The sequence below is a fragment of the Synechococcus sp. PH41509 genome (genome assembly GCF_020514285.1).
Lineage (GTDB): Bacteria > Cyanobacteriota > Cyanobacteriia > PCC-6307 > Cyanobiaceae > Parasynechococcus.
The window spans coordinates 236,110-256,013 of record NZ_VTLD01000026.1; the positions used below are offsets into that span (position 1 = coordinate 236,110).

At 57.4% G+C, this 19,904-nt stretch carries 24 protein-coding genes and 1 pseudogene; 18 read left to right on the top strand and 7 right to left on the bottom strand.

Annotation, left to right across the window (positions count from 1 at the left end; genetic code table 11):
* The first annotated feature begins 5 nt into the window (after positions 1-5).
* From FZZ88_RS11090 to FZZ88_RS11110, 6 genes and pseudogenes are all read left to right on the top strand, one after another.
* The gene (locus FZZ88_RS11090) at positions 6-203 is read left to right on the top strand and encodes an RNA-binding S4 domain-containing protein (RefSeq protein WP_206339142.1); all 198 of its coding nucleotides are present in this window, start codon (positions 6-8) and stop codon (positions 201-203) included.
* 30 nt (positions 204-233) lie between these two features.
* On the top strand, positions 234-965 hold the full coding sequence (tpiA, locus tag FZZ88_RS11095) for a triose-phosphate isomerase (RefSeq protein WP_166017363.1): 732 nt from the start codon (positions 234-236) through the stop codon (positions 963-965).
* Complete coding sequence (gene folP / locus FZZ88_RS11100) at positions 943-1,788, top strand: dihydropteroate synthase (protein WP_226423681.1); 846 nt, start codon at positions 943-945, stop codon at positions 1,786-1,788. Before tpiA ends, folP begins: the two co-directional genes overlap by 23 nt.
* A 14-nt stretch (positions 1,789-1,802) precedes the next feature.
* Positions 1,803-2,195 (top strand): annotated as a pseudogene (locus FZZ88_RS12200) (GlcNAc-transferase family protein); the annotation flags it as partial.
* A 77-nt stretch (positions 2,196-2,272) separates the two neighbouring features.
* Positions 2,273-2,767 carry a UDP-N-acetylglucosamine-transferase gene (locus FZZ88_RS12205; protein WP_255453069.1) on the top strand — a complete coding sequence of 165 codons (495 nt, stop codon included), beginning with the start codon at positions 2,273-2,275 and terminating at the stop codon, positions 2,765-2,767.
* Between the two features lie 136 nt (positions 2,768-2,903).
* Positions 2,904-3,731 carry a hypothetical protein gene (locus tag FZZ88_RS11110; RefSeq protein WP_166017198.1) on the top strand — a complete coding sequence of 276 codons (828 nt, stop codon included), beginning with the start codon at positions 2,904-2,906 and terminating at the stop codon, positions 3,729-3,731.
* Positions 3,732-3,844: 113 nt separating this feature from the next.
* Here FZZ88_RS11110 and FZZ88_RS11115 read toward each other — a convergent pair whose 3' ends face one another.
* Positions 3,845-7,855 (bottom strand): magnesium chelatase subunit H, encoded by a 4,011-nt coding sequence (locus FZZ88_RS11115; protein ID WP_166017199.1) that lies wholly within the window; start codon positions 7,853-7,855, stop codon positions 3,845-3,847.
* 114 nt (positions 7,856-7,969) lie between these two features.
* Here FZZ88_RS11115 and dapB point away from each other — a divergent pair, with 114 nt between their 5' ends.
* From dapB to FZZ88_RS11140, 5 genes are all read left to right on the top strand, one after another.
* On the top strand, positions 7,970-8,803 hold the full coding sequence (gene dapB / locus FZZ88_RS11120; RefSeq protein ID WP_166017200.1) for a 4-hydroxy-tetrahydrodipicolinate reductase: 834 nt from the start codon (positions 7,970-7,972) through the stop codon (positions 8,801-8,803).
* A gap of 10 nt (positions 8,804-8,813) precedes the next feature.
* Positions 8,814-9,464 carry a hypothetical protein gene (locus FZZ88_RS11125; RefSeq protein ID WP_166017201.1) on the top strand — a complete coding sequence of 217 codons (651 nt, stop codon included), beginning with the start codon at positions 8,814-8,816 and terminating at the stop codon, positions 9,462-9,464.
* A 76-nt stretch (positions 9,465-9,540) separates the two neighbouring features.
* Positions 9,541-9,795: a high light inducible protein gene (locus FZZ88_RS11130; protein ID WP_115025216.1), complete on the top strand. Its 255-nt coding sequence runs from the start codon at positions 9,541-9,543 to the stop codon at positions 9,793-9,795.
* A 41-nt stretch (positions 9,796-9,836) separates the two neighbouring features.
* Positions 9,837-10,982 carry an FAD-dependent monooxygenase gene (locus FZZ88_RS11135; protein ID WP_166017202.1) on the top strand — a complete coding sequence of 382 codons (1,146 nt, stop codon included), beginning with the start codon at positions 9,837-9,839 and terminating at the stop codon, positions 10,980-10,982.
* A 20-nt stretch (positions 10,983-11,002) separates the two neighbouring features.
* Entirely contained in the window at positions 11,003-11,215 is a 213-nt protein-coding gene (locus FZZ88_RS11140; protein WP_166017203.1) for a DUF2949 domain-containing protein, read from the top strand.
* Here the strand turns inward: FZZ88_RS11140 and FZZ88_RS11145 are convergent.
* On the bottom strand, positions 11,206-11,760 hold the full coding sequence (locus tag FZZ88_RS11145) for an adenine phosphoribosyltransferase (protein WP_166017365.1): 555 nt from the start codon (positions 11,758-11,760) through the stop codon (positions 11,206-11,208). The genes FZZ88_RS11140 and FZZ88_RS11145 overlap by 10 nt on opposite strands.
* 7 nt (positions 11,761-11,767) lie before the next feature.
* On the opposite strand from FZZ88_RS11145, the gene FZZ88_RS11150 reads away from it, so the two are divergent.
* The 3 genes from FZZ88_RS11150 to FZZ88_RS11160 are packed head-to-tail and all read left to right on the top strand — an operon-like array spanning position 11,768 to position 13,366.
* Positions 11,768-12,316 carry a DUF3038 domain-containing protein gene (locus tag FZZ88_RS11150; RefSeq protein ID WP_166017204.1) on the top strand — a complete coding sequence of 183 codons (549 nt, stop codon included), beginning with the start codon at positions 11,768-11,770 and terminating at the stop codon, positions 12,314-12,316.
* A gap of 7 nt (positions 12,317-12,323) precedes the next feature.
* The gene (locus tag FZZ88_RS11155) at positions 12,324-12,938 is read left to right on the top strand and encodes a DUF4335 domain-containing protein (RefSeq protein WP_166017205.1); all 615 of its coding nucleotides are present in this window, start codon (positions 12,324-12,326) and stop codon (positions 12,936-12,938) included.
* A 59-nt stretch (positions 12,939-12,997) separates the two neighbouring features.
* Positions 12,998-13,366, top strand: coding sequence for a hypothetical protein (locus FZZ88_RS11160; RefSeq protein ID WP_166017206.1), 369 nt, complete (start codon positions 12,998-13,000; stop codon positions 13,364-13,366).
* On the opposite strand, the gene FZZ88_RS11165 is transcribed toward FZZ88_RS11160, so the two are convergent.
* Positions 13,351-13,815 (bottom strand): EF-hand domain-containing protein, encoded by a 465-nt coding sequence (locus FZZ88_RS11165; RefSeq protein WP_166017207.1) that lies wholly within the window; start codon positions 13,813-13,815, stop codon positions 13,351-13,353. The two genes, FZZ88_RS11160 and FZZ88_RS11165, sit on opposite strands and share 16 nt — an antisense overlap.
* Positions 13,816-13,951: 136 nt before the next feature.
* Here FZZ88_RS11165 and FZZ88_RS11170 point away from each other — a divergent pair, with 136 nt between their 5' ends.
* From FZZ88_RS11170 to ppk2, 3 genes are all read left to right on the top strand, one after another.
* Positions 13,952-14,677: a response regulator gene (locus tag FZZ88_RS11170; RefSeq protein ID WP_206339144.1), complete on the top strand. Its 726-nt coding sequence runs from the start codon at positions 13,952-13,954 to the stop codon at positions 14,675-14,677.
* A 1-nt stretch (position 14,678) separates the two neighbouring features.
* Complete coding sequence (locus tag FZZ88_RS11175) at positions 14,679-16,004, top strand: ATP-binding protein (RefSeq protein WP_166017208.1); 1,326 nt, start codon at positions 14,679-14,681, stop codon at positions 16,002-16,004.
* 67 nt (positions 16,005-16,071) lie between these two features.
* Complete coding sequence (ppk2, locus tag FZZ88_RS11180; protein ID WP_166017209.1) at positions 16,072-16,986, top strand: polyphosphate kinase 2; 915 nt, start codon at positions 16,072-16,074, stop codon at positions 16,984-16,986.
* 418 nt (positions 16,987-17,404) lie between these two features.
* Here ppk2 and FZZ88_RS11185 read toward each other — a convergent pair whose 3' ends face one another.
* Positions 17,405-17,707 carry a hypothetical protein gene (locus tag FZZ88_RS11185; RefSeq protein ID WP_115095332.1) on the bottom strand — a complete coding sequence of 101 codons (303 nt, stop codon included), beginning with the start codon at positions 17,705-17,707 and terminating at the stop codon, positions 17,405-17,407.
* Positions 17,708-17,914: 207 nt separating this feature from the next.
* Here FZZ88_RS11185 and FZZ88_RS11190 point away from each other — a divergent pair, with 207 nt between their 5' ends.
* Positions 17,915-18,127 (top strand): hypothetical protein, encoded by a 213-nt coding sequence (locus FZZ88_RS11190; protein ID WP_206339145.1) that lies wholly within the window; start codon positions 17,915-17,917, stop codon positions 18,125-18,127.
* A gap of 187 nt (positions 18,128-18,314) precedes the next feature.
* On the opposite strand, the gene FZZ88_RS11195 is transcribed toward FZZ88_RS11190, so the two are convergent.
* The 3 genes from FZZ88_RS11195 to FZZ88_RS11205 form a co-directional block, all read right to left on the bottom strand.
* Positions 18,315-19,052 (bottom strand): hypothetical protein, encoded by a 738-nt coding sequence (locus tag FZZ88_RS11195; RefSeq protein WP_166017211.1) that lies wholly within the window; start codon positions 19,050-19,052, stop codon positions 18,315-18,317.
* 49 nt (positions 19,053-19,101) lie between these two features.
* On the bottom strand, positions 19,102-19,323 hold the full coding sequence (locus FZZ88_RS11200) for a hypothetical protein (RefSeq protein WP_041435027.1): 222 nt from the start codon (positions 19,321-19,323) through the stop codon (positions 19,102-19,104).
* Between the two features lie 89 nt (positions 19,324-19,412).
* Complete coding sequence (locus FZZ88_RS11205) at positions 19,413-19,883, bottom strand: thermonuclease family protein (RefSeq protein WP_230332878.1); 471 nt, start codon at positions 19,881-19,883, stop codon at positions 19,413-19,415.
* Positions 19,884-19,904: the final 21 nt, after the last annotated feature.

Consider the following 19,904-nt stretch of genomic DNA (forward strand, 5'->3'; position numbering starts at 1 on the left):
CTCCGATGAAGCTGGATCAGTTCCTGAAATGGAAGGGTTGGGTGTCCACAGGTGGTGAAGCGAAACAACGCATTCAGATGGGTGAGGTGGAAGTCAATGGAAGCGTTGAAACCCGGCGAGGACGCCAACTTTCCCCGGGAGATCGGGTTGTGCTTGCTGGGGAGGAGTCCGTTGTGGGGAGCGAAAACGCGGCCGGGCCGTAAGTTGGCTGCCATTCCATGGGGAAGCAAGGCGTGCGAAGACCGGTGATCGCTGGCAACTGGAAAATGCACATGACGTGTGCCCAGTCGCGGGAGTTCATGGCGGCCTTCCTGCCGTTGATCGCTGACACCCCTGACGACCGCGACCTGGTCTTGGCACCACCCTTCACGGCTCTGTCCACAATGGCGGATCTCAGCCAAGGCTCCCGCCTTTGTCTCTCCAGCCAGAACGTGCACTGGGAAGGACAAGGAGCTTTTACTGGCGAGATCTCCCCTGCAATGCTCAAGGAGCATGGGGTCACCCACACGATCGTGGGCCACAGCGAACCGAGAAAGTATTTCAGTGAAAGCGACGAGCAAATCAACCACCGAGCCAGGTCATCCCAGTCGAACGGTTTAATTCCGATCGTTTGTGTCGGTGAAAGTGATGAGCAACGCGAACGCGGCGAAGCCGAACGGGTGATTCGACGCCAAATCGAGCAGGGTCTGGAGGGACTCGACGCCGAGAAGTTAGTCGTGGCCTACGAACCGATCTGGGCGATCGGAACAGGCAAAACCTGCGAAGCCGAAGAAGCAAACCGCATTTGCGGTCTCATCCGGAGTTGGGTCGGCTCCCCTGATCTCGTAATCCAGTACGGAGGGTCCGTCAAACCCACCAACATTGATCAGTTGATGGGCATGAGCGATATCGATGGGGTGCTTGTGGGGGGCGCTTCCCTGGAACCCGAAAGCTTTGCTCGCATTGCGAATTACCAAACCGCTTGAATCAGGGGTCTGGCCCCAGGGCTGGCGCCAACGCACGACGGTGATGGGGGTGATCAACATCACCCCCGACTCCTTCAGTGATGGAGGACGTTTCCTTGCAAGCGAACGTGCCCTCTCTGAAGCCCAGCGGCAACTGAACAACGGGGCCGACGTGTTGGATCTGGGCGCCCAGAGCACCCGACCTGGAGCAGAGGAGGTCGGAGCCGAAGAGGAGTTGCGCCGGCTGCTACCAGCACTGAGAAGCATCCGGGAGCACTGTCCCGAGGCGCTCATCTCGATCGACACGTTTCTGGCACCGGTGGCGGCCAAAACGCTGGAGGCCGGTGCGAACTGGATCAATGATGTGAGTGGTGGCAGGCGAGACCCCGATCTGCTCCGTGTGGTCGCCGATGCCCGGTGTCCAGTGGTTCTGATGCACAGCCGAGGCAACAGTCAAAGCATGGATCAACTCACGAACTACTCCGATGTCGTAGCGGATGTGAAAGGGGCGTTAGTGGAGCGCAGTGAGGCCGCCATCAACGCGGGCGTCCAAGAAAGCCAGATCATCTGGGACCCAGGCCTCGGTTTCGCCAAGACTCACGAGCAGAACCTGCAGCTGCTGCGGGATCTGGAACAACTGACCCGGGGGCCTCGACCTGTGCTGATCGGCCCTTCACGCAAACGCTTCATTGGTGCCGTGCTCGACGAACCGAGACCGAAGGCGCGGCTCTGGGGAACCGCTGCGGTTGCCTGCCGCTGCGCTCAGGCCGGTGCAGCCGTGCTGAGGGTTCACGATGTGGGGCCGATCAGCCAGACACTACGCATGGCTGCCGCACTCTGGTGACAGCCACGATTTTCGTGCAGATCGCGGCTTACCGAGACCCAGATCTTCCAGCCACACTTCACAACCTGATCGAGAGGGCAGCCCAGCCAGAACGCCTGCGCTTCGGCATCTGCCTGCAACTTGGCGATAACGATCCGAACCATTGGGGAACCAATGCGTTTCCAGATCATCCTCAGATCAGCGTCTGCTCGTTTCGTGCCTCTGACAGCCTGGGAGCCTGCTGGGCGCGACGACAGGCTCAGAGTTTTTACGGCGGGGAAGATTTCCTACTCCAGATCGACAGTCACATGCGCGCTGTGGAGCGCTGGGATGAGCTGCTTCTGAAGACCTGGGCGGAATGCAGCGATCCAGGCGCAGTTCTGAGTGTTTACCCCAATGGCTTCCAGCAACCGTGCTTCCTACAGACGTCAACACTGCCGGTCATGGGAGCCGACGGCTTTGACGACAACGGCATTCTCAGGTTCCAGGCATCAGTCGTTTCCGATTGCCAGAACAACAGCCTGAGCGTCCAATCCCCGGGGCCTTTATCGCCGGAGGATTCCTTTTCGGGCCTGGGTCGATCGCCAGCGGAGTGCCCTACGACCCAGGGCTCTATTTCTATGGGGAGGAAGTGGCCATGTCGGCACGGCTGTGGACCTCAGGCTTCAATATTTACGCGCCGAATCGTCTGCTGCTTTTCCATCTCTACAAGACGGAAGCCACACAGGTCGAGCAATCAGCAAACCATTGGAGCGATCACGACAACTGGTTTGAGCTGAACCGGAAATCCTTGGTGCGGGTGCACACGCTCCTGCAAAGCCTTGATCGCGCTCCTCAGCAACTCAGACCGACGGCCAGTGACGTTACTGACATCCACGACTACTGGCTTGGAGAGCAACGCTCCCTGCATGACTACGAGCGATGGGCGGGAGTGAATTTCAGTACGTCAGAGATCAGCGAAAGTGCTGAGCGTGGTCATTTCGGCACAACGCAAAACTGAAGACCCATAAAAACTGACCACTCACAATCAACACACACAAGTGAAGACCTGAGGAGCAAGCGAAAGAGGAGAACCGCTCCAAACTAGACATTAAGAGGAAATTAAGCTAAGGTTAGGCTTAGATATAGGCCGCTAGATGCAAATATCTGAATCGATTGAGCAGAAAAGCGTAAAGAAGAAAGGACAAAACGCAAAAGATTTAAAAACCTGCTTCATCATCGCGGGCTGTTCTGGGGCAGGGAAATCAACCATCGTCAAACATTCCCACGCTCTTGACGTAAAGCTCTACGGGAAAGAATTCCATGAGGATTTCAAAAAAACAAGGAGCGGCTACCCCCATCAAGAATTCGACAAATACAAGGAAGCACTTAGAAACGGATCAACCTTTGAAGGAAGGCACATTAATAATTTAAGGGATGAGAAAGACCCACCGAAGACTATCCTCATGCATGTCGACCTCAAGCTCTTAATCCACGCTCTTGGGCAAACTGCTGCATCCGACAAAGACAAAAGGAAAATTAAATTAGTCACCAAATTCCCCACTCCCCACGAAGACAGAGTGGATCCAAAAGTTTGCGATTTATTGGTATCTAGCTTTCTCAAGCATCAATTTTTTTCTAGATTTGATCATATCATTGTCAATACAATTTACACTGATTGCCACACCAATTACCTACAAAAAATGCAAAGAGACCGACCAAATAGCACAAAACAGCGCAAAAAATTAAAAGAAATGTTCGGCAAAGAGCATCGCGCTATGTATGAAGCATGGGAAAGGAATATTTACCTACTGAAGCCCTCAAAAATATTATTCACGACAGTTGCCAAGGATGGCGGGCTTTATTCCAACAACAAATGCATCTGCCCAGGCTGGACATCCAAAATAAAGCTTGACAACAATGCAAACTTTATAGGTAAGGCTTTTAACTATTTAACGAAATCTAGAATTAAAGGCTGGACTTAATCAATAAACCCAACTTATTCAAAGCATTTTGAAAACACATAAAGGCAACCCACATAATCTAAAAATTGAATTACATTTATGAGCTGACTTGAGTAGACGAGAAAGAATAAATACTAGTCGACTACAACGCCCTCAATTCGATCTTCCACTTCTTGATAAAGCTCCTGCAACTGCTCGATGTTTTCGTCTGAGGTCTCCCAATAACCCCGACCATGCACCTCAAGAAGCGTACCCACAATTTGGCGGAAGCTATTGGGGTTCAGTTCCAGCAGACGCTTGCGCATCTCTGGATCATTGATGAAGGTTTCATTGGCTTCCTCGTAGACAAAATTGTCGACGGCGCCACTGGTGGCACTCCAGCCCAGAGTGAAGTTGAGCCGTTTTGAAACCTCACGCACACCCTCATATCCGGAATTAAGCATGCCCTCGTACCACTTGGGGTTCAGCAACTTTGTGCGTGAATCCAATCGAATCGTTTCGCTCAAGGAGCGAACCTGGGCGTTGGCCGTGGTGGTATCCGCGATGTAGCTGGTGGGAGCTTTGCCGTCGTCACGGAGCCCAGCAATCAATTTTGTGGGGTCGGAATCGAAGTAATGGCTGACATCGGTGAGGGAGATTTCAGCAGAGTCCAAGTTCTGGAAAGTGACATCCGCTGTCTTCATCACGTTCTCGAACACCTCCCGGTTCTGGTTCATCTCGCCAGGATTGTCGGCATTGAAGGCAAAAGTCTTACGGGAGAGATACATCTCCTGAAGTTCGCCCTCCTCTTCCCAGGTGCTGTTTTCAACAGCCAGATTCACGTTGGAGCTGTAGCTGCCGCTGGCATTGGAAAACACCCGGCAGGCTGCATCTCGAAGACTGGTTCCTTCCTTCTCCGCCTGCTCTAGGGCGTGCTTACGCACAAAGTTCTGTTCAAGGGGCTCATCGGCCTCAGCCGCCATTTTCACGGCCTGATCGATCAGGGCCATCTGGTTGATGAACAAATCGCGGAACACACCGGAGCAGTTCACCACCACATCAACGCGGGGGCGTCCGAGTTCTTCCAGAGGAATCAGCTCGAGTTTGTTCACCCGACCCACGGAATCCGGCATCGGCTTGACACCGACGAACCAGAGGATCTGAGCTAAGGATTCGCCGTATGTCTTGATGTTGTCAGTTCCCCAAAGCACACAGGCGATGGTCTCGGGCCAAGTGCCCTGCTCCTCGCGCTGACGCTCGATCAGCTTGTCAACAACACCCTTGGCTGCTGCGACCGCAGCGCGGGTAGGAATCGCCTGTGGGTCCAGAGCATGGATGTTCTTGCCACTGGGCAGCACACCAGGATTACGAATCGGGTCGCCACCAGGACCCGGAAGAATGTATTCACCATCGAGAGCCTTCAACAGACTCTCCATCTCCATGTCGGCACACACCTGCTCGAGACAGAAGCGCAGGTAGGCAAAGAGCTTGTCGAGCTCGGTGGCGTCGATCTGAACGAAGCCAGCGGTGCAGCAGGCTCGCAGCCAGGGGGAGGGCAGCTTGAAGCCGAACTTGGCCAGCAGGTCGTAGAACCAGCCGAAGCTGTTGCGCAAGCTGACCCTGCCATCACGACCGGTGAGCGTACGGACCATGGCTCCGATCGCAGCTCGCGATGTCTCTGTGATTGTGCGATTGAGCTCAACATCGGCGAGCACACCCTCGTCGTTACCTTTGTAGACATCCTCAATGGAACGACCTATCGCTTCAGCCAAGAGGCCGGGAAGCGAACGAAGTCCATCCTCCTCACGCTCCAGAGCAGCAATGTTCACCAATGTGGCAATGGCTTCCTCTGCAGTGGGAGGTTTACCGATGGTGTGGAGACCACAGGGCAGCAGACGGCTCTCGATCTCCATCAACTGGCGGTAGACGGCACCGACCAAGGCATCGCGCCCTTCCAGATCGATGGAAGAGGCATCATCTTCGGGGAGGTCGACATCCTTATCGAGGTTGCACTGACGCGCCGTCTCAATGATGGTGTTGACGATTTGAACGCCGCGGCCACCTTCACGCAGCTGTTGGTAGGAACCAACAAGCTCACCCAGCTCCTTCAGTCCCCTGTAGAGGCCTGCATTCTCAGCCGGTGGGGTGAGGTAGCTGATGGTCGAAGCGTAGCCACGACGCTTGGCGATGGTGGCTTCCGAGGGGTTATTGGCGGCGTAGTAATAGAGGTTGGGGAGGGCACCGATCAAGGAATCGGGGTAGCAGGTTTCACTCATGCCCATCTGCTTGCCGGGCATGAACTCCAGGGAGCCATGGGTGCCGAAGTGGAGCACCGCATCGGCCTTCCAGATCTTCTGCAGATAGGTGTAGTAGGCAGCAAAACCATGGTGGGGGCTTGCACTACGGGAGTAGAGCAAGCGCATGGGGTCGCCTTCGTAGCCGAAGGTGGGCTGAACGCCGACAAAGACATTGCCGAAGTGGCGACCGAAGACCAGCAAATTTTGGCCATCGCTGTTGAGATTGCCGGGAGGCTTTCCCCAGTTCTCTTCAAGCCTCTCGGAGTAAGGGGTCAGGCGCTCGTACTCCTCAACGCTCATCCGATGGGCAATGGAAAGCTCCGGCGAGCCCTGCATGGCATCGGCGTCATTGATCACTGCCTCAAGCAGCTCACGAGGCGTCGAAGGCAAGCCCTGCACGTCGTAGCCCTTCGCCTTCATCTCCTGCATCACCCGATGGATGGAACCAAAGACGTCGAGATAGGCCGCCGTTCCGACATTGCCCTTGTCGGGAGGGAAGCTGAACACCGTGATCGCCAGCTTCTTATCGATGCGGGGCTTGATCCGTAGCGATGACCAACGAATCGCGCGCTCAGCGATGGCATCAACACGATCTTGGAGGGTATGCGCCTTGCCGGTGGCATCGTCTCGGCCGGAGAGAACGATCGGCTCGATCGCGCCATCCAATTCAGGGATGGCGATTTGCAGGGCCACCTGCACAGGGTGAAGGCCGAGGTCGCTCTGTTCCCACTCCTGGGTGGTTTGGAACACAAGAGGAAGCGCGACCATATAAGGACGATTGAGCTTCTTCAGTGACTCAATGGCTTTCGGGTGATCCTGGCGAGCAGGCCCTCCGACCAGTGCAAAGCCCGTGAGGGAGACGATCCCATCCACCAAGGGCTGGTCGGGATTCAGGGGGTCGAAGAAGAAGGCGTTGACCGGCTTGGAGAAATCGAGACCACCGCAGAAGATCGGGAGGACTCGCGCACCGCGAAACTCCAGTTCCTGAATGATGGCGACGTAGTGGGCATCGTCACCGGTGACGATGTGGCTGCGCTGCAACACCAGACCAATCACGGGCCCCTTAAGGGCTTTCTCAGAGAGATCCGTACGACTTGACGTCCAGTTCAGATACTCCTTGAGGTCCTCAAACATCGAAGGGGCAAGGGGGTGCCAAATGCCAAGGTCAGGGAAGACCTCGGGCTCCGCCACCTCCATCGCTGGACGTTCATCTCCTTCCGCTGCAGGAAAGACATACTTGTCCGCCAGCATCAGCAAGAAATTGCGCAGGTTGTCGGGCGTCCCCCCCAACCAGTACTGAAAGCTCAGCATGAAGCTGCGGGCATCCTGCGCTTTTTCAACCGGCAGGTACTTGAGAACGGTGGGCAGCGTGTTCAGCAGCTTGAGCATGGCGTCTTGGAAACCGGCGCCTCCGGCTTCCTTCCGCTTCTTCATGAAGCCAGCAATGGCGCTCTTGCTCTGACCGAGCTGCGCCATGGAGAAGCTGCCCAGCTTGTTGAGCCGCATCACCTCGGGCATGGACGGGAAGACCACCGCTGCTTTCAGGCGATCTCGGTGAGGCGCCACTGCATCAACAACCTTTTGTGCCAGGTCCTCGATGAAGATCAGCGAGGCGATAAACACATCCGCCTCGGCCACGTCTGCGCAGAACCCGGCGTAGTTGTCCTCGTCTCGCAGTTCCTCGATTAAGTAGCCGCTCAGCTCGATTCCGAGATCACCACCAGAGGCGTTAAGCGCAGTAGCTGCCTGGGTTAGGGCGTTTTGATACTGGGGCTCGAGCACCACATAAACCGCCTTCATCACGGATTTGTGGTTCTGACCCTCCACAGGAGCAACGCGGCGATCGGCGGAGCGGACCTGTGTGAACATCAGCGCTTTGAGCAATGTGAAGAACCTTACGGTGACCGCCCCTTGGGCGCGAGGATTTTGGATCGGCCGTTACACGAGCCGCCCCATAGGCTTTGAAGCGTCTGCTGCGCTTTCATGACCGCTCCTATTCCCGTCGTTGTCGCCGGCGCCCTGGGGCGCATGGGAGCCGAAGTCATCAAGGCTGTGGTGGGAGCCCAGGACTGCAGCCTGGCTGGAGCGATCGACAACACTCCTGGCAAAGAAGGCGTGGATGTTGGGCTGGAATTGGGATTGGGCGAGCTGGAGGTGGCCGTCACAGCCGATTTCGAAGGTTGTCTTTGTGCTGTGAGCCAGTCGGTACGAAACAGCGGCAGCGGTGCCGTCCTGGTGGACTTCACCCACCCCTCGGTTGTGTACGAGCACACCAGGGCAGCGATTGCCTATGGCGTTCATCCCGTGATCGGCACAACCGGGTTATCCCCTGAGCAACTCAACGACCTCACCGAGTTTTCCTCGAAAGCGTCCGTGGGTGGAGCCGTGATTCCCAACTTTTCTGTGGGCATGGTGCTATTGCAGCAAGCGGCAGCAGCCGCGGCGCGGTTTTACGACCACGCAGAACTGACGGAGTTGCATCACAACCGCAAGGCGGATGCACCCAGCGGCACTTGCATCAAAACCGCTGAGCTGATGGAAGAACTCGGCAAAACGTTCAATCCGGACGAGGTGGAGGAGCACGAGTCCCTGGCGGGTTGCCGCGGCGGGCAACGAGATAGTGGCCTGCGGCTTCACTCCGTACGCCTGCCGGGGCTAGTGGCGCATCAGGAGGTCATGTTCGGCGCCCCCGGGGAGACCTACACCCTCCGTCACGACACGATCGATCGTTCTGCCTACATGCCAGGTGTGCTGCTCACGGTGCGCAAAGTGGGGAGCCTGAGCAGCCTTGTTTATGGCCTCGAGCGTCTGATCTGAGGGCGACACCATGCTCATTCCCCTCCGTCCCGGTGAACTGCAACGCCTGATTCCAGCCGTTGCAACCGGCAACCAATTCCGCTTCTCCCTCGGCAAGCCGCGGGAGGTGCTGCAACGCCTGATGGTCGCCGCCATCGGCGGGGTGATCACCCTGCTGATCAGTCAGAGCCAGATGTCCAGCCGCTGGGGCCCCTTCTGGCTGGTGACAGGCGTGGTGTTTCTGCTTTACGTGCTCTGGGGACCGATCCTGCAGGCAGGTCAACGCAATGCCACCCTGCGTCGCTATCCGGCGGCAGCCCTCTTCGAAGGAGAGGTGGCAGACGTGATTACCCGAGAGCGCATCGAGAACCGCCACGAACAGGCCGATAGCCGCGGCCGGCTTGAACTTGTTGAGAACCGACGCACCTGGATGCTTCTTGAACTCGAGGACGAGGAGGGTTATCTCGGTCGTGTGGCTTTTCCGATGGACAAAAAACATCAATCGATTCGCCGCGGCAGCCTGATCCGCTGTCTGGTGCTGAGTGAGCGCAAGGATTTCTCAAAAATCGGTGCTCTCAGCGATGCCTGGCTGCCTGGCTTGAAGATGTGGGTGGGTGAATACCCCTTCTTGTTGAGACCCGCCTTTGAAGAGCTGTGCCAGCTCCGGATCAACCGTCGTTAAAACGGCCGAAAAGCAAGCATCAGTGAATATTTCTTAAAGTTGGTTTACACTTCGTAGCAATTCATCAGTGGTCCCCATGTCCCAGGCCCCCTCCTCCAATGCTGCGGTCATCCGTGGTGCAACTGTCACAACGGAAGACGGTGGCCGTCTCAACGCCTTTGCATCCGAACCCCGCATGGAAGTTGTTGAAGCTGAACAAGGCTGGGGCTTCCATGACCGCGCCGAGAAGCTGAACGGCCGCATGGCCATGCTCGGCTTCATTTCCCTGCTGGCCACTGAGTTGGCACTGGGCGGAGAATCCTTCGTTCACGGGCTGCTCGGCCTGGGTTGATCCTCTCGCGCTCCGGAGGGATGGCTGGCCAGACTTGATGAATGGCTCCATCCCTTCCTGAAATACGCGTTCTGGGTGCTGGTCCAACCGGTGCCCTCACAGCACTAGCCCTCGGCCTCAATGATCAGCGTGTGGTCCTATTTGACCCGTTGACAGCTTCCGAACTTCAAGCAAGAAGCCGGGCCTACGCAATCACACATTCCAGTCGTCGGCTGCTGACCAGCCTCGGGCTCTGGGAGGACCTCTCCGATGCCTTGGTGCCCTTCCGAGAACTGGATTTACGGGACGGTGCCACGAATTCTCAGGTCCTGTTCAGCCAGGCCGATCTCGCTGCCGCCAACAGGAACCACGATGGGATTGGGTGGATCCTGGATCACCGTCCATTGATGGAGCTGTTGCTGGCCCGACTGGAGGGCCACAACAACGTTGAATTGCATCTGGCAGAACCATGCCCTGACCCAAGCTCAGATGCCCTGGTCGTTGCGGCTGATGGACCTGCTTCCCCCACCCGAGAAGCCTGGGGAATCCGTCACTGGCAGATGCGCTATCGCCAGGGTTGTCTCACTGCCAAGGTCGTTCTGCGGGGGCTCGCCCACGACAGGGCCTGTGAGTTGTTTCGGCCGGAAGGACCGTTCGCTGTTCTGCCTTTGGGGCAGGGAAGCTTCCAGGTTGTGTGGAGCGCACCCTGGCAGCGTTGCCAACAGCGCAGCACGCTGAAGCGCAGTCAGTTTCTGGATCAGCTGGCTGCCGTTCTTCCCCCCGGAATTGAGCCAGATCGTTTGCTCGATCAACCCAGAGCTTTCCCTCAACAATGGCTGCTAGCCCGACGCTTTCACCGCGGTCGAGGCGTGCTGATCGGAGAAGCCGCTCACCGCTGCCATCCCGTAGGAGGCCAGGGGCTCAATCTGTGCTGGCGCGATGTTGATGGTCTTCTGTGCGCCGTGCAACGGGGCGGCAGCGCCGCAACGATCGCGAGGAACTACGGGATGAGCCGCTGGCTAGATGTGCTCCAAGTGGGTTTGGCGACTGATCTTCTAGTGCGTGTTTTTTCCAACCGCCAACCGCTGCTGTTGCCGCTGCGGCGCTTGGCTCTGCAGCTGCTGAAACAGTTTTCTGGTCTGCGCAGACTCAGCCTGCGGGCCATGAGTGACGGCCCCATGCAGCTTTGGCAGGCGTTGCCAAACTGACAGCAGCGCCGGTCAAGACCATGGTGTTGTGCAGCCATCGGCAACCCCCACCAGCCGACTCCCTGCTGCAATTTCTTCAGCGTCGGCTGGGACTGAGCCCCAGTGCCCTTGAACTGGGGCAACGCCAGGCGGAACTGGAACAGGCCCCCCTGCCGATCGTGCTTTGGAGCTTTGGCTTGTTGAGCTTGAACCAGCTCGAAGAGGTCCTCGACTGGCAGAACAGTCAGCCGTAACGCAACAACGCTTCCACGGGTTGACCTGCGGGCAACGCTTGGCGCCCACCAAGCCCCTCCAGCTCGATCACGAACGCGAAACCCACCAAGCAACCACCGGCCTGCCCCACAAGTTGTCCCGTCGCTGCAGCCGTTCCACCCGTGGCAAGCAGATCGTCCACCACAAGCACGCGAGGTGAATTCTCAAAAGCATCGGCTTGGATCTCTAGCCGATCGGTGCCGTACTCCAGGGCGTAATCCAGACCAACCACCTCACCGGGAAGCTTTCCGGGCTTCCGCACAGGCACGAAGCCAAGGCGTCGATCGCTGGCCAGAGGAGCCCCAAAAATGAAACCCCGGGATTCGATCCCCACGATCAAATCAGGCTTCACCTCATCGCACACCCGGCCCAGCTGCCGGATCACTTCAGCCATGGCCTCTGGTGATCGCAGAAGCGGGTTGATGTCTCGGAACAAAATTCCAGGCTTGGGAAAGTCGGGAATTGAGCGAATGTGCGACTGAAGATCCAAATCCAGGTGACGCAATGGCATGGCCCCTGGCATCATCGCAGCCATGACTGATGCTCGATCGTCCAGCATTCTCCAAGGGGGCGCACGGCTTAGCCGACGGGGCGTTGAGCGTCTCGATCTGCTGTTGCTGACCATCGAGGCTCTCGACCTCAATGGTGGCGAGGCGATGGTCTGGACCAGCCAGCAGATGGGCCTCCAGGCTCAATTCCCCAACCGGGTTGAGCTCTGGAAGCGGCGTTGTCACAACCCCCTGAGGCGCACCACCTGTCGGGACCAGCTCGACCCTGTCGATGCCGAATCCCTGATCTGCCTGGTCTGTGCCATGGCGGAGCGGCTGTATCCGATGCTCCACCAACTCCTGTCAAGCCGCGAGCCGGAACAGCTCACTCAACAGCGTTGGCAGTTATTCCACGAGCGTCTGCGGGACCTTATTGAGGAGCGAATGAATCTGCGGCGGGAAGCCGTGGTTCGCCTTCTCAAGATGGAGCCGGCGGGAGCTCTGCACCGTCAGCTGATCAGCACCCTGGCGTTCTGCGCAGGCCCAGGCGGAATCAATCGGCTCCGCGCCACTTTGCTCGATCCCACTCCTTAGGCCGACCATGTTGAAAACGACGTACCAATACGAACAAACGGCAGCACGACTTGTGGTGGAGGGCTTTCCAGATCTCTCCGCCGGCCAGTCCAGTGATGCGGTCGGAATCCTGTCGTCCTGGCGGCTGCAGTTGGTGGGAGCACCGGAACTGGAAGGCACCCGGGATCATCTCGAGGCCCTGATGGCAGCGGTGATGCCCTACGCCAGACATCGTTTATCTGGAGTGCAACGCCGCTTTGGCCAGGAGAGCGGTTTTGTGAGCATCGGGCCGGATCAGACAAACCATCTGCTGGAACTACGCAGCAGTCGAGAGGGCGTTGAGCCGCTGCAGCTCAAGCTCGATGACGCTGAATTAGCCGACCTGGTGCGCTGCCTCGATCAGTTGCGGATCGACTCCAGGGTCAAGCTGACCTGGACGTTTCCCGAGGACCGGCCCCTGCAGCGCCAGGAGATCGTCGATCGCATTCCTTTGCAAAAACGCCTAGGACCGCCACTTCTTGCTGGGGTCGCCCTGGCGTGCTCCATTGCGACCGCATGGCTGGTTCCGTTGCCTCAGGAGATCAAGGAGACGTCGCCAGCTGCAGCGCCCGAGGAGAAGCCGGAAACGCAGTCAGACCGTTGACGTGCAGGAAACACGCTTCAGAATCGCCGGAGTGACGGCACCCTGATCCGCACCAGGCCATGAACAAGGCACGCCGGAGCAGCAAACTCGATCAGCGGCGAGTCTTTCGGCCCCGGCGTCGGTTTCCCTACGGCCCCGTATTCCGTCAGTTGACGGTTGTTTTGCTGATGCTGGCTGCTGCTGCAGGCCTCGCCGTGCTGCTGCATCAGTTGCCCCAGCAGGTCGACATCATGCTGTTGCTCAGCGAAGCCATCGCTGATCTGATTCGCGGCGTTCAGCAACTGCTGGAAGCCATGCTCGGGCTCGCCGCCATCGTGCTGATCACTGCTATTGCGCTTCTGGCTGGCGTCCTTCTGCTTGGTGCTCTCTGGAGGTTGATTCGCATGATCCGACTGGTGGTGTCTCCCCCCCGTCATGGCCGACGCTGACGCGGAGCTAAGGAGCGCTGATGATTCCACAACTCCTGCAACGTCACGGTTCCGTCCCGATCACGATCCAAAACGTTGAAGTTGCGACTAATCCAGGGGATGCGTTGGGCTTCCCGTCGATCCAAGCCACGGTTCCGGTCGCGGTCGGCCTGGCTGAAATACTGCTTGAGCCTTGGCCCACTGGGTGATGAATCCTGGAGACCTAGATCCTCCAGCAGAAGATAGGAACGATTGTTCTGGCGTTTGAGCCGACGGCTCAGCCCACGGCGTCCCTGCAGTTCAGACGCATCCAGTCGACCATCACTGTTGACGTCCAAGCGGATGAACAATGTTTCCATCCTGGCGCTGTAAACACGCATGGTCTTGTTGCCCGGGCCAGCCTGCAGCGCCAAGGGACTCACCACGAATGCCAACGGCCCAAGCACACGGATGGCGGTCAGCGCATTCATGACGCCAGCCTATGGAGCTTGGGCATCTCTGACGATGACTGATGGATGACCGACGCCTGATCAGCTGTGACTGGGTCCTACCGGAAAGGGACAGAGGCTTAGCCACTGCATACCATCAGCCCAACCGCTGATGGACATGGCCAAGGACACCATGATCTGGGTGGTGGATGACGACCCGGAACTGAGAAAGATGGTCGGCGCATACCTGATGGATCAGGGATACGACGTGCGCAGTCTCTGCGATGTAAAGCAATTCGAGGCGCGTTTGGAGTGCCAACGCCCAGACCTGGTGGTGTTTGATCTGATGCTGCCTGGCGATAATGGCCTGACGGCGCTGCGGAGACTGCGGGATGCCGGAGATGATCTCCCTGTGGTGATGCTCACCGCCCGTGCCGACGGTGTTGATCGGATCATCGGCCTCGAGCAGGGCGCAGATGATTACATCGCCAAACCGTTCTTGCCTCGGGAACTCACGGCCCGGATCGAAGCCGTGTTGCGACGGCGCAACGCATTGCCTGCAGGAACACCGGTGGAAGGTGGAGAGTGCGTCGGTTTTGGCGACAACCAGCTGGATCTCTCCGCGCGCACGTTGCTGAAGAACAATCAACCGGTTGTAATCACCAGTGGTGAGTTCAGTCTTCTGGCCGCCTTTGTTCGCCACCCGCATCGGCCCCTCTCCCGAGAGCGCCTGATCGAACTCGCCAGAGGTCCCGGCAGCGACACCGATAGCCGCAGCATGGACGTTCAGGTGTCACGGGTGCGCAAGTTGGTGGAACCGGATCCAAGCCGGCCCCGCTACGTGCAGACGGTTTGGGGATATGGCTATGTCTTCGTGCCGGACGGCACGCCGAGATCCCGCTGAGATGCCCAGCCAACGGGGGGTAACACGTGGACTAGCCCGCTTCGGTGTCTGGGGTACGACACTTCTGGCCAGTTGGATGCTGGCACTGCTGGTGCTGCAGGTGCTGTTCGGGCGGCAACTGGAACGCATCCAGACCCTACAGCTGGGTCGAGATCTGGCGTTGAACGTGCGCCTCACCGAATTGACCCTGGAGCGTTATCCCCCCGCACTGATCAGCGAGCTCACCGGTCTGGAACTGCTGGTCAGCCACCAACCATCGAGCCCAACCAAGGAGACGCAGGGGATGGCCCAGCGGCGCCAGGAACTGCAACAGGTGCTCTGCTCTCGCCTGACGCACTGCCCTGAGCTCCGACCAGTCCCCAACAGGTCTGGAACGCCCGAGGTTTGGATTGAGCTGTTTTCTCCGTTGGAACCGGTCTGGCTGCGCACGCCCCTCCCGATGGCACGCGCCTGGCCGCCGCAACCGATGCTCCTGCTGCTGGCCCTGGTGAGTGCTGTCGTGATCACTGGGGTGCTCTACCTACTCCTTGATGTCGCCCGTCCGCTTCGAAAGCTCGAGGACGCGGTCTCCCGCGTGGGGGAGGAGAACGACCGCGATCCAGTCCCGGAGCAGGGGGCTCCAGAGGTTCGGCGAATCTCGCGACGCTTCAACGCCATGGTGCGTCGGCTCGCGGAAGCTCAGAGGGAGCGCGTCACGATGCTGACGGGCATCGCCCACGATCTGCGGGCACCTTTGACGCGCCTGCAGTTCCGTCTGTCGATGCCGGAGCTGAACGCAGATGAGCGAACCCGCTGCCAAAGCGATCTGGATGCACTCGAGCGGATCACAGGCCAGTTTCTGCTGTACGCCGGAGGCGGTGAACGCGAGGAGTATGTCGTCTGTCCGCTGGATCAGTGGCTGGCTGAAACGGTGGCTGGACAGCCCAACAACCAGCTGCAACTCCAACTCAGTTCCATCAGCGCGCGAATTCGACCGATTGCCCTGGGGCGCGCCGTGAGCAATCTGGTCGACAATGCATTCAGTTATGGCGCCACACCAGTTGTCGTTCGCCTACGAATGACGGGATCGAAGGTAGTGATTGAAGTCTGGGACCAGGGCCAGGGAATACCCAGCAGTGATTGGGAACGTGCTCTGCAACCCTTTCAACGCCTGGATTCGGCACGGGGACGGCAAGGCCATTGCGGCCTGGGGCTGGCCATCGTGAATCATGTGGTCCGCACCCACGAGGGAAAGATCAATTTCCGGCAAGGGAATGGTGACCCAGGACGATTTGGCGTCATCATCAATCTCCCCAGGCATGAGACGAAAAGCAGCGTAATTCCGTAAAAAATCGGCCCGGATCGTTCCCGCTGACGGCGTTCTTGCCAAAACAGAAGAAAGATCCAGCTCCAGCATGAGTCAGTCAAACGAGCATGACTTCACAGGTGTACTCGAGGCCATCGATCACTACAGCGATGGCGATATCGACCATCCACAGGAACTCATGGTGGAGCTACAAGAGGGCTTTTCCAACAAGCACAAACGGCTGAGCAAAAAGATCTACGAAAAGGAGCTGGCCAAACTCCAGACGGAACTGGTCAAGATGCAGTACTGGGTAAAAGCCACGGGCTTTCGCATGATCATCCTGTTTGAAGGACGGGATGCCGCAGGCAAGGGAGGATCGATCAAACGTCTGACGGAACCATTGAACCCAAGGGGCTGTCGGGTGGTTGCCCTAGGTACCCCGTCAGAGCATCAGAAAAGCCAATGGTATTTCCAGCGCTACGTCGAGCACTTCCCCGGTGCTGGAGAAATCGTCGTCTTCGATCGCAGCTGGTACAACCGGGCCGGGGTGGAAAAGGTTATGGGTTTTGCAACCAACAAACAAGTCGAGCAGTTCTATGTGTCCTGCCCCCGGTTTGAGCAAATGCTGGTGCAGGACGGAATTCTGCTGCTGAAATACTGGTTCTCCATCAACGATGACGAGCAGGAGAAGCGTTTCCAGGAACGCATTGATAACGAAGAGCGGCGCTGGAAAATGAGTCCGATGGACATCGAGTCACGCAATCGCTGGGTGGAGTATTCCAAGGCGAAAGACATCATGTTTTCCAAGACGCATATTCCAGAAGCACCTTGGTTCACCGTGGAAGCCAATGACAAACGTCGCGCTCGCCTGAATTGCCTAAGCCATATTCTCAGCAAGGTGCCCTATGAAGACATGACACCAGAACCGATCAAGATGCCAAAACGTCCAAAGCAAGGAGGCTATAAGCGACCTCCTTTCAACGAACAGTTCTTTGTTCCCAACCACTATCCCTACAAAGACTAAAGGGCTCTCCTTCGCAAAAGCAGAGCCCAAAAATATTTAATCCACATCCATACTCTTTCTTATAAAACAGCATTCGGATGCACAGGCGCCGTCGCATGTCGACAGCTTCTATACACCCGAGTGGCTTCACCAGACCCTGAAGTTCTCTCCCCAACAGGCCAGCGATGGAGCTTCTGGCTCAAGGCCAATCCAGCCATGCAAGGAACAATCACGCTGCAAACGGCTCCCATCAACAGCAGATGCGATGCACGCCTGGAAGGAAAGGGACCAAGCTTAAGTTCACCACTCATCAGCCCAGCCAACCTGGGAAACCAATGAGAGCTCCACCCGGTTTCACTGAGACAAAGCAACTGTCATCGAATAAAACCGAACTACATATCGACATACACCAATCTGCTGTCTGAAGCCCAAAGCCTCGTCAATAAACAATGAAGCAGAACAAATAGATCAGCAGCGACAAGCCAAACACCAACATTCCAACCGATGTCTTAATACGCATCCATTTCTTATCCCACTTATAGGGCGCCATCACCAAAATTGAAAACAACGTCAATCCGGCATACACAACCAAGGTGTGTTTTGGATGTTCCTTCGCAAGAATCATGCCGATCCCATGCCAAAAGAATGTCAGCATGGATGCATAGGATGAAATCGCTCCGAGGTTGTAGAGCAACTCTTTGTGTTTTCTAAGTTGCTCTCCAATCCAGTATTGAAGACGCATCGAGGAGCTCGAAGAGAGATACCTGAAATTTAGCGATCAAAAGTGTTGCCTCAACCCAGGAGAAATAACGTCACAGCATTGCGTGCTGATAGCCAATGAGCAGGCTTCACCCGAAGTGCTCACTGGGCTTGAGTCAAGACGTCAGCACGCTTTAAGGTATCGGACCATCCAGTCCTGCGGGTTTTGCTCGGTTCCTGGCAAGTCCTAATGCGATGTATCGCCAGTGCGCTCTTCCTATTGGCCCATGGCCTGCTGGTGCTTGAGCACATCGCGATTGGTACGGCACTCCACGGGATTGCTGAATTGTTTCTCGCTCCTTGGGCCCTGCGACATAAGGCCTGGGACATCATCGTGATCGGACTGATTTTTTGTGTCTTTGACCTGTGGGGAACCCTGCGTCTGACCGGCGCCCTCGTCTAAGAGCACCGCATCAATCAACGTTTCAAACGCTCAACCGCTGAGCCGCTGGGACCAAAAGCCAAAGAGCTGCCAAGACGACCAGAGAAACATCCCAAGAAACACCCAGTTCAGCCAAGCGGGACGGCGGTCGTTTTCAAACATCTCTAAGGGAAGCGAAGGCGACACCTGACGTTATCGGTGACGCGCATTAATGGCCATGGCGAAGGAGTTGAAGCAGCAGCAGGCCTCCCATGCCGCCACATCCTCCTAAGAGCCAGGGAAGGCGAGCCTGCCGGGCGTCAGGCAATTCATCGCGAAACACCGCCATCAAAAGCCCTCCTCCCAGGAATGCCGTCGCCATGGCCAGGGTGAGCGCATCCACCGGATGAAACACCAAGGCGTGCAGAAGCCCCACCACAAGGGCGGCGCTTCCAATCCAACGATTACGACGGCGGAATCGCTGCGGATGGTGCGCCGCGGCGTAGCGGTCCGCCAACAGAACGTGGGCGCTGATCGCAACAGTGAACAAGACGCCGTAACCGATCCCAGTTGTGATGAGTGATGGCAGGGAATAGGCATAGAGATAGTTGATCGCCGCAAAGCTGAAGAGCTGCAACCACATCGCAAAAGGAGGTGCATCTTCCCTTTGCTTCATCACCACGTTCAGGCTGAAAACCACCAGGACACCCAAGAGGGCAACCAGGAACAGCAAAGCCTCCACCAGAGGTGTCGGCACATAATCGATGAGACCCCGAGCTTCCGAAAGTTCAGATCCCCCCGATGCCAACTCCGGCAGCAGATGGAGGAACACATAGGCCAAGCCAGCCCCACCTCCAACCGACGCCCAGCGTTGCTGATGCTGCTCTGGACGCGAGGCGACCCAACTGGCGAGCCAATGACAACTGCCGATCGCCAGCACGCAGAAAAAAGCGACCCCCCAGACCACTCAACGAAATCAGTTGCTCAAAGTCTGATCAGCAGCGGCCGAAACAGCATCACTTCGCCGAAGAGCTCCAATCGGCAGAGCGAAACGACACATTGGCACCACCACTCCGTTTTAAGTCGTGCATGCCCTCCAACTGGTTGTACACCGACAGCAGCTGCCGCCGCATGTGATCGGTATGGGGCAGATCAGCGATCAAACGCAGCACATCTTCCAGGGATCGCTTGGCGTCGATCACCAAACGACAATCAGGGCTGCCAGGCTCATCGCGCATCAGATCGGAAGCGAATCATTCCATTCAGCAGAAAATCCCGGCATTCGGGTGTCTGAATCCCTACCAATGCAGCGATATTCAGCAGAAATTCAGGGTTCACCACCACCTTCCCGTTCCATCACATCCCAAGGACGCTCGAGCGGAGGTTGCGCTGACCAGACCCCGAGCGCTGCAGAGGCCGCCTCCGTTTCAAGAACGGAATAATCCAGATCATCACAACGTCCAAGGAAGCCATCCCAGGCCACAACCGCACCTTGACGAATCAATGCAGCACCGAGATCATCCCCATCGATCAGGAGGCGTCCCACTAGGCGTCCGTACACATCGCGTGAGCGGAGCTCAAACAAAGCTTGGTCTCCGACCTTCACCAAGGCATTGATGGCCACCAATGCACGCGTTGACCATGGCGTCTGACTCCGTCGCGGAGCCTGGAGACAAGCCAGCCGAACCGCTCTCCCCTGACCATCCAACTCAACCAGCAGCTGCTGCGCGTTGCTGATGCTCAACACCCGAACCGGCTGCAACTCTGCGCGACTCTCAAGCGGCAGAGCCAAAGCCATCAACAGTGCTGCAGCAATCTT

Coding starts and splice junctions, on each gene's coding strand:
- FZZ88_RS11090 (WP_206339142.1), top strand. CDS start 6: ATGAAGCTGGATCAGTTCCTGAAATGGAAGGGTTGGGTGTCCACAGGT.
- FZZ88_RS11110 (WP_166017198.1), top strand. CDS start 2,904: ATGCAAATATCTGAATCGATTGAGCAGAAAAGCGTAAAGAAGAAAGGA.
- FZZ88_RS11115 (WP_166017199.1), bottom strand. CDS start 7,855: ATGTTCACACAGGTCCGCTCCGCCGATCGCCGCGTTGCTCCTGTGGAG.
- dapB (WP_166017200.1), top strand. CDS start 7,970: ATGACCGCTCCTATTCCCGTCGTTGTCGCCGGCGCCCTGGGGCGCATG.
- FZZ88_RS11125 (WP_166017201.1), top strand. CDS start 8,814: ATGCTCATTCCCCTCCGTCCCGGTGAACTGCAACGCCTGATTCCAGCC.
- FZZ88_RS11130 (WP_115025216.1), top strand. CDS start 9,541: ATGTCCCAGGCCCCCTCCTCCAATGCTGCGGTCATCCGTGGTGCAACT.
- FZZ88_RS11135 (WP_166017202.1), top strand. CDS start 9,837: ATGGCTCCATCCCTTCCTGAAATACGCGTTCTGGGTGCTGGTCCAACC.
- FZZ88_RS11140 (WP_166017203.1), top strand. CDS start 11,003: ATGGTGTTGTGCAGCCATCGGCAACCCCCACCAGCCGACTCCCTGCTG.
- FZZ88_RS11145 (WP_166017365.1), bottom strand. CDS start 11,760: ATGATGCCAGGGGCCATGCCATTGCGTCACCTGGATTTGGATCTTCAG.
- FZZ88_RS11150 (WP_166017204.1), top strand. CDS start 11,768: ATGACTGATGCTCGATCGTCCAGCATTCTCCAAGGGGGCGCACGGCTT.
- FZZ88_RS11155 (WP_166017205.1), top strand. CDS start 12,324: ATGTTGAAAACGACGTACCAATACGAACAAACGGCAGCACGACTTGTG.
- FZZ88_RS11160 (WP_166017206.1), top strand. CDS start 12,998: ATGAACAAGGCACGCCGGAGCAGCAAACTCGATCAGCGGCGAGTCTTT.
- FZZ88_RS11165 (WP_166017207.1), bottom strand. CDS start 13,815: ATGAATGCGCTGACCGCCATCCGTGTGCTTGGGCCGTTGGCATTCGTG.
- FZZ88_RS11170 (WP_206339144.1), top strand. CDS start 13,952: ATGGCCAAGGACACCATGATCTGGGTGGTGGATGACGACCCGGAACTG.
- FZZ88_RS11175 (WP_166017208.1), top strand. CDS start 14,679: ATGCCCAGCCAACGGGGGGTAACACGTGGACTAGCCCGCTTCGGTGTC.
- ppk2 (WP_166017209.1), top strand. CDS start 16,072: ATGAGTCAGTCAAACGAGCATGACTTCACAGGTGTACTCGAGGCCATC.
- FZZ88_RS11185 (WP_115095332.1), bottom strand. CDS start 17,707: ATGCGTCTTCAATACTGGATTGGAGAGCAACTTAGAAAACACAAAGAG.
- FZZ88_RS11190 (WP_206339145.1), top strand. CDS start 17,915: ATGCGATGTATCGCCAGTGCGCTCTTCCTATTGGCCCATGGCCTGCTG.
- FZZ88_RS11200 (WP_041435027.1), bottom strand. CDS start 19,323: ATGCGCGATGAGCCTGGCAGCCCTGATTGTCGTTTGGTGATCGACGCC.
- FZZ88_RS11205 (WP_230332878.1), bottom strand. CDS start 19,883: ATGGCTTTGGCTCTGCCGCTTGAGAGTCGCGCAGAGTTGCAGCCGGTT.